The following is a 19313-nucleotide window of genomic DNA, read 5'->3' as shown; positions in this document are numbered from 1 at the left end:
TTGCACCTCTCTATTCAGTTATTTCTTTATGACTATCAATAACTGTTCCTTCCAATGCTTGCGTAGCTAATTGATGTGCTTCTTTATTTTGTTTTCTAGATATCGGCTCACATATAAGTTTTAATTTCATTTGCTTCGCCTTTTGTTCAATTTGATCTAAATAATGATTTAAATGTTCATCATAACAAGGCCATTCTCCAGCCAATTGCTGTAGTACCACTTGTGAGTCTCCGCGAAGTGTAATCGCTTCATACTTAATCCCTAATTCCTCGAGTATATTCATACCGTATAATAATGATGCATATTCCGCTTCATTATTATCATATATACCTTCTATATATGCATTGCGGCGAATCCGGTAGTTTGTATTTCCTTTTTTATAATACACACATATACCAACGCCAGCCTCTTTCGTCTGCACATCATACCCCCCATCAAAATAAACGAGTATTTCTTGGGGCTCTTCCTCTACTTGCTTACTTAACTTTTTCATCTCTTTTAATGACCATTCCGCGTCCATTTCATCATAAAATGAAAATTCTTTTACTCTTCCTGTTTTCTCAAAATCCTCTGCAAATTGAAGTACTTCTTCTATGTTCATATACTCTGTCGTTAATTCCGTCTGCAATCCGCGCTTTGTTTTATACAACCAATGAATTTTATATTTCATACTTCATTCCCCTTATATAAGACTTCTTATTTATCCGGCTAATTGAAGCCTCACTTTATTTTATTATATTTTATCAAGAGTCAAAGAATTATATTCAATATTATCACATACAAAAAGAGCCATCCTATATAAGGAATGGCTCTTTCATCTATTACATAAATCTTTCAAATTGTACTCGCTTATTAATCCAGTACATTACAGGCATACCAATGGCCATTACTACGAATTCACCTGCTGCACATGTTAACCAAGTCCACATAAATGGTAGATCAAATGCAAGATGAAGTTCAATTGCAATCATAAACATTGTAATCGTAAAGATAACTGTATTAAAAATCATACGAGCCCAAACACCTTTAATAAATCGCATAGAAATAATCGTTGCAACTAATGCAAGAATAGATTGACCTACTCCAAATACTAAATCATAAGCGATCATAGGTGAGAAAAAGAGATTCGTTAAAAATACACCTAATACAATTCCGTAAATTGCTTTCTTGTTAAATACAACGAGATGATTAAACATCTCTGAAATACGAAACTGTACATTCGTAAAGCCAAATGGCTGAATAAGCATAGAAACAGCAATATATAATGCCGCTAAAATACCATTACCGACTAATGTTCTAATATTCATGACAAAATCTCCTTAGTTTTTTTACGTGGGATGGTTTCGAACCACGTTATTCGTTTTTTAAGCAACAAGATTATATTTTACGTGGTAGCCCCTCTTTCGTCAATAGATTCCTATCGTGAACTACCTTTTTTCTTTTAGACAACGTATAATGAAACATATGAAAGATTTAGGAGGTTTCACTTCATGACAGCAACAATTCAAAATGAAAAAGTGATCGTTTCCATTTCTGACAAAGGTGCAGAATTACAGAGCGTTCGCTTAAAAGAAGACAACATAGAATATTTATGGCAAGGTGATTCTACTTATTGGGGACGCCGTGCACCAATTTTGTTCCCAATTGTCGGTCGATTAGTAGATAATACATACTACGTAGACGGTAAACCATATTCATTAACACAACACGGTTTCGCTCGTGATCTTACTTTCTCTGTGAAAGAACAAAGCGAAACAAAGATCACTTATATCGTTACTAGTAATGAAGAAACATTAAAAAAATACCCATACGAATTCGAATTACTCGTTTCTTATGAGCTAGATGGACAAAGTGTTCATGTAACATATGAAGTAAACAATCCTACTTCTAAAGAAATGTTCTTCTCAATCGGAGCACATCCTGGATTCAACTTCCCTTTATTGGACGGTGAATCATTTACAGATTATCACTTATCGTTTAATGGTTCGGAACGCTTAGAAACAAGCGTATTAGAAGGACCTTATCTTTCAAACAAAAAGCAATTAATCGCTGAAAATACGACTGAATTGCCACTTACATACGATTTATTCAAAAATGATGCACTTATTTTTGAACATATGAATACGAATGAAATTTCGATTCGTTCTCATAAACATAATAAATTTGTAAAAGTAGAATTTGATGGATTTCCATTTGTCGGCGTATGGACACCAGGGGATAACGCACCTTTCTTATGTATTGAACCTTGGTATGGAATCGCTGATGAAGTAAATCCAGCAAAAGATTTCAAGGACAAAAAGGGAATTCAATCTTTACAAGCGAATGAAACATTTACATGTCGTTACAGCATCACAATCGGATAACTACTCTATCCCCTACTTCAAAAAAACATTTAAGTAGGGGATAATCTTATAATTTGGAGGTTTCTCATTTTGATTGAAGTATATATTGATGGTGCATCAAAAGGAAATCCTGGTCCTTCTGGTGCAGGAGTGTTTATTAAAGGCATTCAGCCGCCTGTACAATTATCAGTACCACTTGGAACAATGTCCAATCATGAAGCAGAATACCGCGCTTTACTTCTAGCATTAAAATATTGCATTGAGCATAATTATAGCACTGTCTCTTTTCGTACAGATTCGCAGCTTGTTGAGCGGGCTGTTGAAAAGGAATACGCAAAAAATAAAATATTTGCACCTCTTTTAGATGAAGCACTACAGTACATAAAAAACTTCGATCTCTTTTTTATTAAGTGGATTCCAAGTAGTCAAAATAAAGTAGCTGATGAATTAGCTAGAAAAGCTATCTTACAAAATTAACGGGGGTATGAGTGTGAAAAAAGAGTGGATTGCTCCTCTTGCTTTATTATTTGTCTCTTTTATTTGGGGAGCTACGTTTGTTGTCGTTCAAAACGCTATGTCTTTCGTTGGTCCATTTACGTTTAATGGTATTCGTTTTTTATTCGCTGGAATTATTTTATTATTCGTTCAAATTATTTTCTCACAGAAAACTTCAAAACAAGAATTAAAACATAGTAGTTTAGCTGGATTAATAGTTGGGTTCTTCTTATTTGTCGGCTATTTATTACAAACATTTGGCTTACTCTATACAACTTCTTCAAAAGCAGGTTTCTTAACTGGGCTAAGCATTGTTATGGTCCCAATCTTATCCTTTATCTTTTTAAAACAAAAAGCCACCATTTTCATCGTACTTGGTATTGCTGTAGCTACAACAGGTTTGTACTTATTAACAGCTGCTGATTCTTTCCAATTAAATATAGGAGATATACTTGTTCTTGGTTGTGCAGTCGCTTTCGCTGCCCATATTCTTATTAACGGCTTCTTTTCTAAAAAAATATCACCTTTATTATTAAGCACATCTCAAGTATTAGCTGTTGGTATATTTTCTTCTATTTGCGCTTTCTTGTTTGAAGATTGGGAAAAGTTATTTTCAGTATCACTATGGACGAATCAATCCTTTTTATTCGCACTCTTTCTAACTGCCCTGTTTGCAACATCTATTGCTTTTTTCATTCAAACATCGGCACAAAAACACACTTCTCCAACGAGAGTAGCAATTATTTTCGCAATGGAGCCCGTTTTTGCTGCATTAACAGGCGTTCTCGTTGCAAATGAACAACTTTCTATTTCTGCTATTATCGGATGTCTATGTATTTTTCTAGGCATGATTTTTGTTGAATTACCTTCCAAAACAAAAAAAGAAGCGCAGGCTGCGTGAAGTTACGCTTGTAACTTCCGCATAAAAGCCTTAGCGCTTTTTTTATCTGTAATTTCTTCCTCTTTCAATCGTTCTAATAACGCAACGAAATAACTACCATCAAACTGCAATTGATGTTTAATTGTCGCTTCTATTGCTGCGTTCACAATCCCATCAGACGCACCAGTATATCCTTGTCCAAACATAATAAACCCTTGTGCTTCCTCTGATAATTTAAATCCTTTCGTATGTAAGAATGAAAGATAATCTTCTACTGTTTGCATGTTATTCCCACCTACTCAAAAATTCTCCATCTCCTATCATACATGTTTTTACACGCTATGAGAATGAAATTTCTTTGACAACTTTGTAAATCAATCTTCTACTTCTCTTACAATAGAGGATTTCCTAACAATCTGAAGGAATATGTACAGTGAAACTTATTTCATATTAAAGGGGAGACACGATGAAACAAGCACTATTAATTATCGACGCTCAGCAAGAATTAATTGATGGCAATGAGCAAGAAAATGAAGTTTTTCGTAAAACCGAGCTATTATCTACACTAAATATAGCCCTGCAGAAAGCAATAGATTCAAATGCTCTTATTGTTTTTGTAAGAGATATCGATGTTGCTTCTGGTAGTGGCGAAGGATTTGAAGTACATAATCAAATTCAAGTACCCCAGTCTGCAATCTTTATTAATAAAGCAGCAACCAATTCATTCTACGGCACTTCTTTACTTGAACTTTTAAAAGAAGAAAACATTAATCATATTGTTATAGGCGGATGTAAAACAGAACATTGCATTGACACTGCCGTTAAGACAGCAACTGTACAAGGATTTGACGTTACATTAATTAAAAACGGTCATTCAACAACTGATTCTAACGTATTGTCTGCAGAGCAAATTATCTCTCACCATAATAAAATTCTCCATGGTCATTATAATGTTGATCATTTTTCAGTTGTTAGAGGTGTCGAGGAAGATCTTTTTCAACCTATTCACGACCAATATCGTGATTAAATTGGCTCAAAAAAGAATCCTTCATTTAAAAGGATTCTTTTTTATCCAAAAATTTGCGCTGCAATACTATATAGTTCACTATTTCTTTTTAATAACCGATTACTATTTTTTATCATAATTGGTGGTGTATTCACTTTTTTAAAACCAGCAATCTCTAATTCTTTCATGAAATCGTTCTTTCCTTCTGGTACATCCATTCTTAATTTTCCATTATGCCCTCTTGCTAAATCATGTACTATTCTCATTGCCATCGCATTATTTTTAGCAACGACTGGTCCTATTATTTTATTTTCTGGCGTTTGTATACTTATACCGTATCCTACTACATTTTCTTTCGTATCCTTTACAACGACACACTGCTCACTTTGCATAATTCTTTGTTTTAAAAACTCGTTTCGGCTTGTCCCAAATGCTCCTTTATCTATTTTTATTATTTCTTCTAAATCACTCTCTTTATAAACCATCATATATTCTTCATTTTCTGCGCATTTATGATTTGCATTGTACGAGTTACAAATATATTTAGAAACATAACTTACTGCCCTAAATCCTAACTTTTCATATAAAGGTTTCCCTTCATCCGTAGCAATCAGCATAATTGGAGTATGAGCTGATACGCTTTTAACGCACGCTTCCGTTATTATCTTTCCAATCCCTCTCCCCTTATAATCTGGATGTACAATCACCATTCCGATAGACGCTAATTTCTCCCCATATAATATTATTGCCGCGCTAGCAATTAGTTCCTCTCTCTCATTCCAAACACCGTATACAATCCCTACGTTAAAAATAGTCTCAATTTCTTCTCTGTTATAATCCCACCCAATATAAGAAGATAATGATACAATATTCCCAGTTTTTTCTTCCCTAAGACGCTCCACCCTAATTTCCAATTCAATCATACTCCATCCCCTTATCTAGACATCTAAATCATTATTATCAAATCAACTTGTACATGTTTCCATTTATTTATCACACACATATCCTATTTTGACCAAGACTATATTGGAAATGAGGTGACAACATGCCCATTACGAATAGATTTTCTACCACCACTAACGGCGCACTCGCTATTACAGGTAATACTTTAGGCTTAAGTAAAATTAGTAATCAAAACCGTGCTGGTACAATCGGGGCAATTGGTGCGTTTATAACTACGAATACCGCTTTACAAGTACCTACTTTTCCCGCAGGTACAACGTTAACCTATACACAAAATAGTTCTACCGCTATTTTAAATATCCCTGCTGGTAGCACTATTCTTTACGCAGAACTCGTTTGGGGAGGAAACTATTTATCTCGTGATCAAAACATTACGAGTGTTCTAGGTAATCCCGTTTCATTTACAACACCCGTTTCAACATACTCAATTACTCCTTCAGCTGTTACAGCTTCAAATCAAACGTTCGTTTCAAACTCTATTACATTTGGCTTTTATACTCGTTCAGCAGACGTAACAACTCTTATTCAAGCTGGAGGTTCTGGTTCTTATACTACAGGAGCTGTCCCTGGACTTGTTGATCCTTTAGATGCTTCAAATGGATCCATTAACTCGGCCGGATGGACACTCATTGTCGCTTATCAAAACGGGACATTACCTGCAAGAAATTTAACTATTTACGTAGCTGGTAACCGTGTTTCTGCAGAAACTGGTAGTGCCGATGTATCTGTTTCTGGATTTTTAACACCTTCAGGAGGACCAGTAAGCGGGAGATTATTTTTAAGTTCTACCGAAGGAGATGCAGATTTAACCGGGGATCAGGCTTTATTTGGACCAAATTTCAGTTCATTAAATGCTTTATCTGGACCAAACAATGCTATAAATAATTTCTTCGGTTCTCAAGTGAATAATGCTGCAGGAAACTTAGATACAACAGGGACATTTGGAACGCGAAATCAAAGTGCTTCTACAAGTACAAACATCTCCGCAGGAAGACAGGGCTGGGACATTACTTCCATTGATATTTCTCCTTATTTAACAAACTCACAAGTATCCGCCGCAATCCGTTTAACTACTAACGGAGACGCATATATGTTAAATACAGTCGGCTTACAAATTAATATAAACTCACCAAATATACAAGCGACGAAAAGCGTGAATAAAAGTGTTGCTGCAATTGGAGATATTCTCACTTATACAGTTACTATCCCTAACACCGGGCTTCTTCCTGCCAATAACGCTATTTTTATAGATAGTCTCCCTAACGGTACTTCTTTTATACCCGGCACTGTAACAGTAGATAACGTACCACAAACAAATGCTAATCCTGCGGCTGGTATATCTCTTGGAACAATTAATAATGGTGCTTCTCGTACAGTAACTTTCCAAGCTACCGTCGTTTCTCTTCCAAATCAAAACCCTATCTCTAACACTGCTAATATTACATTTCAATATACACCAATCGCTGGAGGAACAACCTTTAACGGCCTTGCAACAAGCAATTCTGCTGGAACACAAATTAACCTCGCAGATATTAATGGAACAAAATCAGTTAACAAACTTTTTACCGATATTGGTGAAACATTAACTTACAGTATTGCCTTAGCTAATATAGGAAATATCGCTGCAACGAACGTTATATATACGGATCCGATTCCTAGCGGAACTACTTTCATTCCAGGGAGTGTAACTGTTAACGGAGTTACTCAAGCTGGAGCAAATCCCGCTAATGGTATACCAATTGGTTCGATTGCAGCAAATTCCACTACTACTGTTTCATTCCAAGTGCTCGTTCCTTCTATCCCTCAAACAAACCCAATATTAAATAGTGGAACAACAACATATCAATACATTCCTGTACCTAATCAACCAGCAGTAAGTGGGACTGATACGACAAATATTGTCTCCACTCAAGTGAATAATGCTACTGTAACAATGACGAAAGCAGTAGATAAAAATTTTGCAGATATTGGTGACACACTAACGTACACCGTTTCCTTTACAGGTACAGGTAATACAAATGCGAACAATGTTATTTTTACAGATGTCATCCCTACTGGAACAACTTTCGTTCTAAACAGTTTAACAATAGATGGCACGACACAAGTGGGCGCAAATCCCGCTAACGGCGTGAATATTGGATCCATCCCAACAGGCACAACAAAAAATATTACATTTCAAGTAGTAATAAATACAATACCCGCGTCAAATGTCGTATCTAACGGATCAAGCGCTTCTTATCAATATACCGTCAATCCTAGCCAATCACCTGTTACGAAAAACATTTCTTCTAATCTCGTTTCCACTCAAATTAACAATGCGAATGTAACATTAACAAAATCAACTAATAAACAATTTGCTACAATTGGCGAAACGATAAGTTATACAATCCTTATTACAAACAGCGGAAATACAGCCGCTAATAACGTACAACTAACAGATCCACTTCCAAATGGAACGATATTAAATCCTGGTACTGTAACACTAAACGGAGTTTTGCAAAATGTAGATTCTCTCGTTGCATTACCTATCGGCACAATTCCTGGCGGGGCTACTTTTACCCTCTCTTTCCAAGTAACAGTCATCAATATTACCGCCCAAAACCCTATCATTAATAATGCCTTTGCTTCTTATCTATATACTGTAAATCCAAGTCTGCCACCGACTTCAAAAACAGCAAATTCTAATTCTGTTACATCAACAATTAGACTAGCAAATCTCCACGTTAATAAATCTGTAGATAAAACGTTTGCGGAAGTTGGTGATGTATTAACTTACACCTTTTCTCTCACTAATGATGGAAATGTTGCAGCGAACAATGTATTACTATCTGATTCAATTGCGAATGGAACCGCCTTTGTACCAAATAGCGTTATAGTTAACGGTGTTACTCAACCAGGCGTTACACCAACTAGCATCAATATTGGTAACATCAATGCTAATACTACAATTACAGCTTCATTCCAAGTAGTAATAACTAGCATTCCAAATCCAAACCCTATTTCAAATAGCGCTTCCATCTCCTATAACTTTATCGTTGATCCAAACACTTCACCTGTAAGTAAGAACACTACTTCAACCACTACATTTACTCAAGTAAACGATGCAAATGTCATTTCAGCCAAAACAGTGAATCGAGCGTTCGCTACCGTAGGGGATATATTAACTTATACCGTTACTTTGACGAATGCAGGAAGTGTTTCTGCTGATAGTCCTACTTTCGTAGATACAAATCCAGACGGTACTGCCTTTATTCCAAATACTTTTCTTATTAATGGTGTACTCCAAAATAACGCAGATCCAAATATAGGTGTTCCGTTACCTTCCATTGCTGCTAACGGCTCACTTACCGTCTCTTATCAAGTAACCGTCACCTCTTTACCAACACAAAACCCAACATTAAATTCATCTAGTACACAGTATAGCTTTATTCTAAATCCGGGCGATCCACCAACTATAGAAACATCTGTAAGTAACACTGTAAGTACACAAATTAATTTAGCAAATGTAGTTATTGTCAAAGAAGTAGATTTAACCATAGCCGATGTCGGGCAACCAATCACATATACAATTTCTTTAGCTAATCTTGGAAATACTACAGCAAATAATGTTATTGTTACCGATATAATCCCTAATGGCTCCACTATCGTACCAAATAGTATTTTTATAGGTGGTACTTTACAACAAGGTGCAGACCCTAGTACCGGTCTTCAAGTCGGCTCCATTCCTTCAGGTGGTTTTACAACGATTGTTTTTCAAATAAGTGCAAATGGGCTACCTTCACCAAACCCAATTCAAAACAGCGCTTCACTTCAATATAGCTTTATCACTGATCCAAACTTACCTGCTCTTGTTAGAAACGCCGCTAGCAATATAGTAACTACACAAATTAATACTGCTAATATCGTTGCTACAAAACTAACGAGTACAAACTTCGCTGATATTGGTGATGTCATACTATATGCGACTATTTTAACAAATAACGGGAATATCCCTGCTGCTAATGTAACATTTACAGATATCATTCCAACGGGTACTCTCTTCATTCCTAATACTGTAACGATTAATAATGTCCCTGTAGCTAACGCAAATCCTGCTACCGGCATTTCAATTGGTACGATAGGAGCGAATTCATCACGCACCGTTGCATTCCAAGTTTTTGTACCAACTATCCCTGCTGTAAACCCAATTACAAATCAATCAGGCACAACATTCCAATATACGTATGATCCATCCAAACCAGCTGTGATGCAGATGGTTGCTTCTAACACTGTACAGACAACTATTAATAACGCCTCAATTGCCGCTACGAAATCGGCAGATAAACAGTTTGCTAACGTAAATGATATTATTACGTACACGACTACTTTAACGAATAACGGGAACACACTTGCATCAAATGTAATATTTACAGATGTAATTCCAAATGGGACATCGTTTATTCCTAATAGTGTTACTGTAAACGGGAATACACTCCCTAATGTCAATCCAGCGAGCGGAATTGCAATCGATTCAATAAATCCGAATGCAAATACGAACATCTCGTTCCAAGTGCAAGTAAATTCTATCCCGAATCCAAATCCAATCCCGAACCAAAGCAATACAACGTACCAGTACATCGTAGATCCTAACTTACCTCCAGCATCGGCTAATGCGCTGAGTAACGTAATAACAACTCAAATTAATAACGCTAAGATTATCGCTACAAAATCAGTGAACACACCAAATGCTGCAATTGGAGATATCGTTACTTATACGATTGCAGTAACAAATACAGGTAATATCCCTGCTAGTGCAACTGTTTTAACAGATGGGCTTGGCGCAGGAGCTTCATTTATCCAAAACTCCGTAACGATCAATAATGTTCCACAACCAGGATTAGATCCATCACTTGGTGTTCACTTGGCAGATATTTCACCAGGAGATACTGTATTCATTACTTTTCAAGCACAAATTTTAGCGATACCACCTAGTGGCACATTAACAAATAATGCTCTTGTAAATTATGAATATACCGTGAATCCAAACCAATCTCCTGCTGTTGGTAGCACCGTAACAAATACAACAGTTACACCAATTATTGACGCTACTTTAGTAATAAATAAAAGCGCTAGTACAACTTTCGCTACAATTGGTGATACAATTACATTCACTTCAGCTGTTACAAACACCGGAAATACTACTGCGAACAACATTATTTTTACTGATACAATTCCAAACGGTACTACCTTTATCCCAAATAGCTTTAAGATAAATGGTGTAACCGTTCCGAATGCAAATCCACAAAACGGTATCAATATTGGTAACTTGAATTCAAATGCATCTGCTACACTCAGTTTTCAAGTAAACATTACAACACTTCCAAACCCTAATCCAATCCCGAACAAATCATCGCTTCAATATAGCTTTATTGTAGATATAAATGAACCGCCAGTTTCACGAACAGTTCAATCTAATAAAACTTTTACACAAGTAAATACTGCTTCTGTTATCGCAACAAAAACTGCAAGCAGTGCTTTTGCTGCTGTTGGAGATACAATTACGTATACAACTACCCTCACCAATAGCGGAAATACTTCCGCAAACACACCTGTTTTTATCGATATATTACCACCTGAACTTTCATTCGTTCCTGATAGTGTACAAATTAATACCATCCCACAACTTGGGTTTAGACCAGATAGCGGGATCTCTTTAGACGCAATTCCAGTTGGAGGAACGACAACAATTAGCTTTCAAGCTATCGTTGGCTCAATACCTGCTACAAACCCAACTTTGAATCAGTCTAGCACAACATACTCGATCATTGTTGATCCTACCCAGCCGCCGGTGACAGAAACAGCTACAAGTAATCCAACTTTAGTTCAAATTAACGAAGCAATTATTCAAGCAACGAAAAGTGTGGATCGACTATTTTCTGACATAGCACCTGGAAATTCATTTTTAACGTATACTGTTTTATTGGATAATATAGGAAACACAACTGCTACTAATATCATTTTTACAGATCTGATTCCAAATAACGCAGTATTTATAGAAGATAGCGTTCGAGTAGGCGGAGTTTTATTACCTGGAGTAAATCCAGCAAATGGGATACCGATTGGGGATATTATTGCTGGAGATTTTATAAACGTTACCTTCCGTGTGCAAGTAGTTAGCATTCCAAATCCAATTTTCACAATTGGACCAGGCGGACCAAACTCACCAGTTGTAAACGGCGCTTCCATTAATTATCAATTTATGACAGGTCGAAACTTCCCACTCGTTTCAAGAAGTACGACATCCAATTCGGTTTCGACACAAATAAATTCTGGGGAAATTGTGGCAATCAAATCTGTAGATAAAACTTTCGCAACAATTGGCGATACAATTTCTTATACGATTACATTAAGTAACCCTGGAAATGTCACTTCACAAAATATAATTTTTACCGATACTTTACCTGATGGAACGACATTCATATCTGGCACTCTTACAAACGATTCTGGTACACAGCAAATCGGAAATCCAGCTAACGGGATTCAGATTGGAAATATAAACCCAAATAGAACGGCCGTGATTACTCTCAACGTACTTGTTACAAACATTCCAAGTATAAATCCAATTTCTAATTCTAGCTCTGTACAATTTGCACATGTGGTCGATCCTAGCCAACCTGCCGTATCGCAAACGAATGTATCTAATACGGTTTCGACAACTATTAATAGTGCAATTTTAACAACAAAAAAGAGTGCTGATAAATCTATAGTTTCAGTTGGAGATACGATTACTTATACAACTACTATTAGAAATACCGGAAATACAGCTGCAACTAATATTACTTTCACAAGCGCTATTCCAGCTAACACTACTTTTATACCAAATTCAGTCACAATAAATGGCGTTCAGCAGTCTGGTGCGCAACCAGCACTTGGAGTAAATATACCAAATATCGCTCCTGGTGAAACGGTAACTGTTACTTTCCAAGTAAATGTTATTTCTGTTTCTCCTTCCAGTTCAATTATGGGTAATGACACAATTTTATATTCTTATACTGTTGATCCAAACAGCGCTCCTGCTACTACCTCTACTTCAACGAATATTGCTACAACCCCTGTATTAGATGCTATAATAACGATGGTAAAATCGGTCGATCAAACCCTTGTAACACTAGGCGATACTATTACCTATACGACAATTTTAACGAATAACGGTAATACAAATGCAACGAATGTTACTTTCACTGATCTTATACCAAATGGTACAACATTTATTACTGATAGCGTTACAATAAATGGACTCACACAAATTGGATTGAATCCTAATACAGGCATAACGATTGGATCAATTGCTCCTAACAGCTCAATAGCAATAGCATTTCAAGTTATCGCTACTTCTACTCCTGTTCAAAATCCTATTGCGAATTCGGCTAGTGCTTCTTACACATTTATCACTGACCCTAATGCCCCTATTGTTTCAAGGAATGTTACTTCAAACACAGTGTTCACTACAATTAACACAGCTATCATTCTTTCATTAAAACAAGTCGATAAATCCTTTAGTCGTATTGGAGACACACTCACCTATACTGTTACTTTAACAAACAATGGAAACTCATCTGCACAAAATGTTATTTTCTCAGATACAATGCCGAGCGGAACTACATTTATTGCAAACTCATTTTCTATTAACGGGGTTTCTCAAAGTGGTTCGGATCCATCGAACGGAGTAAATATTGGGCCTATAACAGCTGGGTCTACAGTAACTGTTTCATTCCAAGTAAACGTGGCGTCATTACCAACCGAGAACCAAATTGTAAATTTCTCATCAACATCGTATCAATTAGTCTCACCGCCTGATCCAGAAACTTCAATTAGTAATCCCGTTTCAACGCAAATTAAAGAAGCTATATTATCTATGACGAAAAATGAAAGTGTCTCCTTTGCAGATATCGGGCAAACTGCTTTTTATACTACGTCTATTTCGAATATAGGAAATACGGATGCCACTAATATTGTATTTACAGATGCATTACCAAGTGGACTCACATTTGTTCCTAACACATTAACAGTCGATGGCGTTTTACAACCAAATGCGAATCCAAATACAGGTGTAGTACTTGCAACACTTCCACCAAATGAAATATATAGTATCGTATTTCAAGTTACGGTTAACAGCATCCCACCTATTAATCCTGCACCAAATACAGCAGCAACGACGTATGAGTTTACTGTTGATCCAGGGAATCCGCCAGCATCGAGTGCAGCTACTTCCAACACTACACTTCTTCAAATAAACAACGCAACTATTATTAGCACAAAAACAGCAGATCTTACTTTCGCGGATGTTGGTAATACAATAACATTTACACTTAACCTCCCTAATACCGGAAATGTGGCTGCAACTGATGTAACTATTATTGATATTCTTAATAGCAATTTAAGCTTCGTTCCAAATAGTTTCACAGTTAATGGGCAAACCATTCTAAACGCTGATTTATCAACGGGGATAAATATTGGTTCCATTAATGGTGGTAATACGGCAATCGTTACATTCCAAGCAACTGTTATTACACTTCCAACACTTAATCCTATTTCTAATTCTGCTTCTACCACATATCATTATGTCGTTGACCCTAGCCAGCCACCTATTACAACTTCCAATCAATCTAATACAACGACAACACAAATTAATAGCGCTATCCTTACTGCACAAAAAAATTCAAATGTATCAACGGTAGATATCGGGCAGGATATTACCTACACCGTTACAATTACAAATGGCGGAAATGTTAGTGCAACGAATGTTATTTTTACCGATCTTATTCCAGACGGAACTTCCTTTGAACCGAATAGCTTTACATTGAACGGAACTACCATTCCAAATGCAAATATTATTACAGGTGTTCCAATTGGTGATATTGCGCCAAACGAATCTGTCATTGTGGCATTTCATATTATTTCCAATGAAATTCCAGCTATAAATCCAATTACTAATCAAGCTAGCGTTAGCTTTCAACATATTGTTAATCCAGCTAATCCTCCAGTTTCAAAAAATATTACTTCTAGCACCATTGCAACAAAAATTGAAAGTGCGATTTTAAATACGATTAAAATAGGAGATAAAACTTTTGCAACGATTGGTGATACGATTACGTATACAACGACTATTACGAACACAGGCAATATTCCTGCTAACAATGCTATATTCTCAGACCCCTTACCATCATGGGCACAATTTGTTGCAGGATCAGTTATTGTTGATGGCACTCCATTACCATCTGCTTCTATCATTGATGGTGTTGGCATAAATACAATAACTCCAAATCAAACGGTAACAATTATATTCCAAGTACAAATTGTAAATAATCCTACAACGTTCACACCTGAACTCCAAAATTTAGGATTTGTTAACTTCCAATATAACGTAGGCAATGCATTACAAGCTCAGCCTGGCAATGTGGAAACGAACGTCTTCGTTACTTCTATTAATACAGCAATACTTTCAGCTGTAAAAACTGCTAATACAGCCTTTGCAAATATTGGAGATACGATCACTTATACAGTTTCGATTCAAAATAGCGGCAATACAAACGCTACGAATGTAAATTTCTCAGACCCAGTTCCAACTGGAACGACCTTTGTTGAAAATAGTTTTGCTGTAAATGGAAGTACCATTCCAGGCGCAAATCCAAATAACGGAGTGAATATCGGAACAGTTAGCGCAGGTAGTTCCTTAACCGTTACTTTCCAAGTCATAGTTACATCTACTCCACCTTCAAATCCGATTACAAACGTAGCATCTATTCAATACGCATTTATCGTTGATCCGGCCTCTCCTCCTGTTACAGGCACGATAAATTCTAATAGCGCTTCAACACAAATTAATAACGCGACTGTTACAACTGTTTTACAAGCAAATCGTTCAATTGTATCTATCGGGGATGTAATTACGTATACAGCAACATTAACGAATACTGGAAACTTCCCTGCAAACTCTGTATTACTCATTAACGGAGTTCCTGAAGGAGCATTATTTGTTCCAAATAGTGTTACGCTCAACGGGATTTCACTTCCAGATGCAAGTCCAACTCTCGGTATTCCAGTTGGTATTATCGCACCAGGTGATTCCGCTACTATTACGTTCCAATTTCTTGCAAGTTCTATTCCACCGCAAGGAGCGATTATAAATCAAGCACTTACAAGTTACACGTATATTGTCGATCCAAGTCAACCTCCTGTTACAGCAACATCCTCGTCTAATACGGTTAATACAGCTGTTGTTGATGCATCGTTATCCGTAATTAAAAGTACAGATTCTCTCGTACAATCTACTGACGGTACAATCACTTACACAGTAGTCGTTCAAAATAACGGAAATACTACTGCAAATACAGTTACTTTAACAGATTTGGTCCCAGAAGGAACTGCATTTATTCCGAATAGCGTTACCATTAATGGTGTTTCTGTTCCAGGTGCCGATCCTAACGTAGGAATACCATTAAACTCCATCACACCGTCAGAAATCGTCACTGTAACATTCCAGGTTATCGTTCAATCTATACCAAGCGTGAACCCAATTTCTAATACAGCCCGTATTGACTATACTTTTATCGCCGATCCAACTGCTCCTATCATCTCTCGAACAATTACGTCTAATCCTGCTTTCACACAAATTTCGGATGCGACTATCCTTTCTTTAAAAGCAGTCAATGCACCTCAAGCAACAACAGGTGATATTTTGACTTACACAATAACACTAGAAAATACCGGAAATATTCCAGCTACGAATCTCATATTTTCAGATACTATTCCAGAAAGTACTACATTCGTAGAAAATAGTTTTACACTTAATGGAACAGCTATACTTGGTGCCAATCCAAATGTAGGTGTTACTTTACCTACCTTAGCAGCAAACGCTACTCACCTTATTTCGTTCCAAATTCTTATTAACGATTCATTCTCGCGAGAATCGATTACAAATCAATCCAACACAACTTATACAATTCAGCCAGACCCAGGGCAACCGCCTATTACTGAAACATCTACTAGTAATATCGTCATTACAAATTTCGTGCAAGCACAATTGATAATTACAAAAACATCCAATCCAACAACTGTAGATATTGGCGGAACTATACTTTATATTTCTGAAGTGAAAAATATCGGTAATATTGACGCAATAAATATTGTTTTCACAGACTCTATTCCAGCTGGGACTACATTTGTTCCCGATAGTGTCACAATTAACGGCGTCCTGCAGCCAGGTGTAAATCCTGAAAATGGAATACCGATTGGAACCATTCCTGCTAACAATTCCAAAACGATACTATTTCAAGTGCAAACAAATAATCCACCTACTGAAACCGAAATTGTAAATCAATCTTCAGCAACTTACCAATATGTAAGTATCCCTACAGCCCCACCAGTGAATCGCTCTGCAAATTCTAACATTGTTACAACATCACTTCAAAACGCAAATATTATTTCTGTTAAAAGCGCGGATGTAACTTTCGCATCAATCGGGCAAATGATTACCTACACAAATACACTACAAAATATAGGAACCGTTCCAGCTAACAATACCGTGTTCATTGATAACATTCCAGAAGGTACTATATTTATTGAAGATAGCTTAGCAATAAATAATGTAATTCAGCCTGGCGCTAATCCTGAAAACGGAGTAACTCTCGGCACGATACAACCAAATGAAACAGTCACTATTTCATTCCAAGTACAACTTACAAATATACCAGTTGGCAATGCAGTCATTAATATTTCAGACACCTCGTACGAATACCAAATTGACCCTAGTTCTCAAATTATTCAGCGTAGATCGTTATCAAATGCAGTAAATACTGAAGTGCGGACGGCAAATGTTAGTGCAATTAAATCCGCTAACAGATCCATTACACGTATCGGTCAAATCATGACATATACAGTCGCAGTTACAAACGCTGGTACAATACCTATTACAAATACTCTCCTACTTGACGCAATTGCTGCTGGCACCACATTCGTTCCAAATAGCATTCTGGTAGATGGCGTACCAAGACTTAACGAAAATCCAATTACCGGTATCAATCTTGATATAATTCTTCCAAATAATACGATTATTGTTACGTTCCAAGTAAGCGTAGTCTCTATACCGCCACAAAATAACATTAATAATATCGCCGTCATTCACTATGAGTATCGACCAGACCCAACCACACCACCAATTTCAGAAACGACCTCTTCCAATGCTACAAACATACAATTCATTGATGCTATTCTTATTGCTACAAAGTCCACTAATACTGTATTAGCTAACATTGATGAAACCATTGAATATACAGTATTCATTCAAAATAATGGATCGACTACAACTAACTCCATCTTTTTTACAGATACTATAGCGGATGGAGCAGTATTTATTCCAGGAAGTGTAATAGTTAATAATACTGTACTTCCTGCAGCAGATCCAAATATCGGCTTTTCCATTCCTAATGTCGCAGCAGGTCAAATGGCTACAATAACATTCCAAGTTTCCGTTACGAATTTACCTGCTGTAAATCCAACACCTAATACTGCAAACATCGTCTACGACTTTCTTTTCAATCCTGACTTTGCACCAATTCAAAAATCTACTACTTCCAATACTACTTTCGTTCAAATTAATGATGCTGATATCGTTTCACTTAAAACTGTTGATTTGACCTCTGTAACGATTGGTGACATTTTAACTTATACAACAACTTTAACGAATACGGGGAATACGGATGCAACTGCTGTTGTATTTACAGACAATATACCTGATGGAACAACCTTTATTGACGGTAGCGTTTTAGTAAATAACATTCCTCAGCTTAATGCCAATCCAAGTGCTGGTATACTTGTAGGAACGATTGCTCCTAACACTTCTATCCCAGTCACATTTTCTGTTACCGTCGTAGCTCTTCCAGCCAGCGGTCGTGTTCAAAATCAATCAACTTCTCGTTATACAATAAACGTGGAAGAACAAATATCGACTAGCAATATTACCTTCACTGAAGTTATTTCCGCTAATGTAATTGCGACAAAAACAACACCTATCCAATATGCTGACCTACAAACAATCATCCCTTATACAATTTCCATCATAAATAACGGAAATATACAAATAGAAAACATTATTGTTACAGATATCATCCCAGCAAATACGAACTTTATAGAGAATAGTGTTATTGTGAACGGAAACGCTCGTCCAAATGACAATCCACTTAACGGTATACAAATTGATAACATTCCACCTAATACGACAGCAACTGTTCTATTCCAAGTACGGGTTACTTCGATTCCGCAAACAAATCCTATCTCTAACACGAGTACAATTGAATATGAATACACGTTACCAGATCGACCACCTATTACCGAAACTATTATTTCATCAGCTGCAGCAACAGAAATTAATCACGCGAATTTGAATAGTAATAAAACTGTTGACCTTGCATTTGCAACGGTTGGTGATACGTTAACGTATACGATTACACTAAATCAAACCGGTAATGTTGCAGTAAATGATGTAATCATTCAAGATATTATTCCTCAAGGTACTACATTTATAGAAAATAGCGTCATTGTAAACGGAGAAACTCTTCCAGGGGTGAATCCACATCGCTATCAAGCTAAG

General features: G+C 36.6%; 8 protein-coding genes, 1 pseudogene and 1 riboswitch. Of the genes and pseudogenes, 5 read left to right on the top strand and 4 right to left on the bottom strand.

The window, feature by feature from the left end; genetic code table 11:
- Nucleotides 1-10: 10 nt before the first annotated feature.
- Nucleotides 11-670, bottom strand: coding sequence for a ribonuclease H family protein (locus MHB52_RS08700; RefSeq protein WP_061664218.1), 660 nt, complete (start codon nt 668-670; stop codon nt 11-13).
- A 151-nt stretch (nt 671-821) separates the two neighbouring features.
- On the bottom strand, nt 822-1307 hold the full coding sequence (locus MHB52_RS08695) for a QueT transporter family protein (protein WP_001026471.1): 486 nt from the start codon (nt 1305-1307) through the stop codon (nt 822-824).
- A 6-nt stretch (nt 1308-1313) separates the two neighbouring features.
- Nucleotides 1314-1358: riboswitch (PreQ1 riboswitch) on the bottom strand.
- Nucleotides 1359-1490: 132 nt separating this feature from the next.
- Here MHB52_RS08695 and MHB52_RS08690 point away from each other — a divergent pair.
- From MHB52_RS08690 to MHB52_RS08680, 3 genes are all read left to right on the top strand, one after another.
- On the top strand, nt 1491-2363 hold the full coding sequence (locus MHB52_RS08690) for an aldose 1-epimerase family protein (protein WP_000127397.1): 873 nt from the start codon (nt 1491-1493) through the stop codon (nt 2361-2363).
- Nucleotides 2364-2432: 69 nt separating this feature from the next.
- Nucleotides 2433-2819, top strand: a complete 387-nt coding sequence (locus MHB52_RS08685) for a reverse transcriptase-like protein (RefSeq protein ID WP_061664219.1) — start codon at nt 2433-2435, stop codon at nt 2817-2819.
- Nucleotides 2820-2832: 13 nt separating this feature from the next.
- Nucleotides 2833-3738, top strand: coding sequence for a DMT family transporter (locus MHB52_RS08680; RefSeq protein ID WP_000712602.1), 906 nt, complete (start codon nt 2833-2835; stop codon nt 3736-3738).
- 2 nt (nt 3739-3740) lie between these two features.
- Here MHB52_RS08680 and MHB52_RS08675 read toward each other — a convergent pair whose 3' ends face one another.
- Nucleotides 3741-4001 carry a DUF6123 family protein gene (locus MHB52_RS08675; RefSeq protein WP_001195212.1) on the bottom strand — a complete coding sequence of 87 codons (261 nt, stop codon included), beginning with the start codon at nt 3999-4001 and terminating at the stop codon, nt 3741-3743.
- Between the two features lie 182 nt (nt 4002-4183).
- Between MHB52_RS08675 and MHB52_RS08670 the strand changes: the two genes are divergently transcribed.
- Nucleotides 4184-4744 carry a cysteine hydrolase family protein gene (locus MHB52_RS08670; RefSeq protein ID WP_061664220.1) on the top strand — a complete coding sequence of 187 codons (561 nt, stop codon included), beginning with the start codon at nt 4184-4186 and terminating at the stop codon, nt 4742-4744.
- Nucleotides 4745-4785: 41 nt separating this feature from the next.
- Here the strand turns inward: MHB52_RS08670 and MHB52_RS08665 are convergent, their stop codons facing one another.
- On the bottom strand, nt 4786-5646 hold the full coding sequence (locus MHB52_RS08665; protein ID WP_061664221.1) for a GNAT family N-acetyltransferase: 861 nt from the start codon (nt 5644-5646) through the stop codon (nt 4786-4788).
- A 122-nt stretch (nt 5647-5768) separates the two neighbouring features.
- Here MHB52_RS08665 and MHB52_RS08660 point away from each other — a divergent pair.
- Nucleotides 5769-19295 (top strand): annotated as a pseudogene (locus MHB52_RS08660) (DUF7507 domain-containing protein); the annotation flags it as partial.
- Nucleotides 19296-19313 lie beyond the last annotated feature (18 nt).

Source organism: Bacillus sp. FSL K6-0073 (assembly GCF_038006085.1).
Lineage (GTDB): Bacteria > Bacillota > Bacilli > Bacillales > Bacillaceae_G > Bacillus_A > Bacillus_A cereus.
This window is presented reverse-complemented; position numbering and strand designations above follow the sequence as displayed.

Bases quoted from the DNA above. Each gene is read 5' to 3' on its own strand.
- MHB52_RS08690 (WP_000127397.1), top strand. From the start codon at position 1,491: ATGACAGCAACAATTCAAAATGAAAAAGTGATCGTTTCCATTTCTGAC.
- MHB52_RS08670 (WP_061664220.1), top strand. From the start codon at position 4,184: ATGAAACAAGCACTATTAATTATCGACGCTCAGCAAGAATTAATTGAT.
- MHB52_RS08695 (WP_001026471.1), bottom strand. From the start codon at position 1,307: ATGAATATTAGAACATTAGTCGGTAATGGTATTTTAGCGGCATTATAT.
- MHB52_RS08665 (WP_061664221.1), bottom strand. From the start codon at position 5,646: ATGATTGAATTGGAAATTAGGGTGGAGCGTCTTAGGGAAGAAAAAACT.
- MHB52_RS08700 (WP_061664218.1), bottom strand. From the start codon at position 670: ATGAAATATAAAATTCATTGGTTGTATAAAACAAAGCGCGGATTGCAG.
- MHB52_RS08675 (WP_001195212.1), bottom strand. From the start codon at position 4,001: ATGCAAACAGTAGAAGATTATCTTTCATTCTTACATACGAAAGGATTT.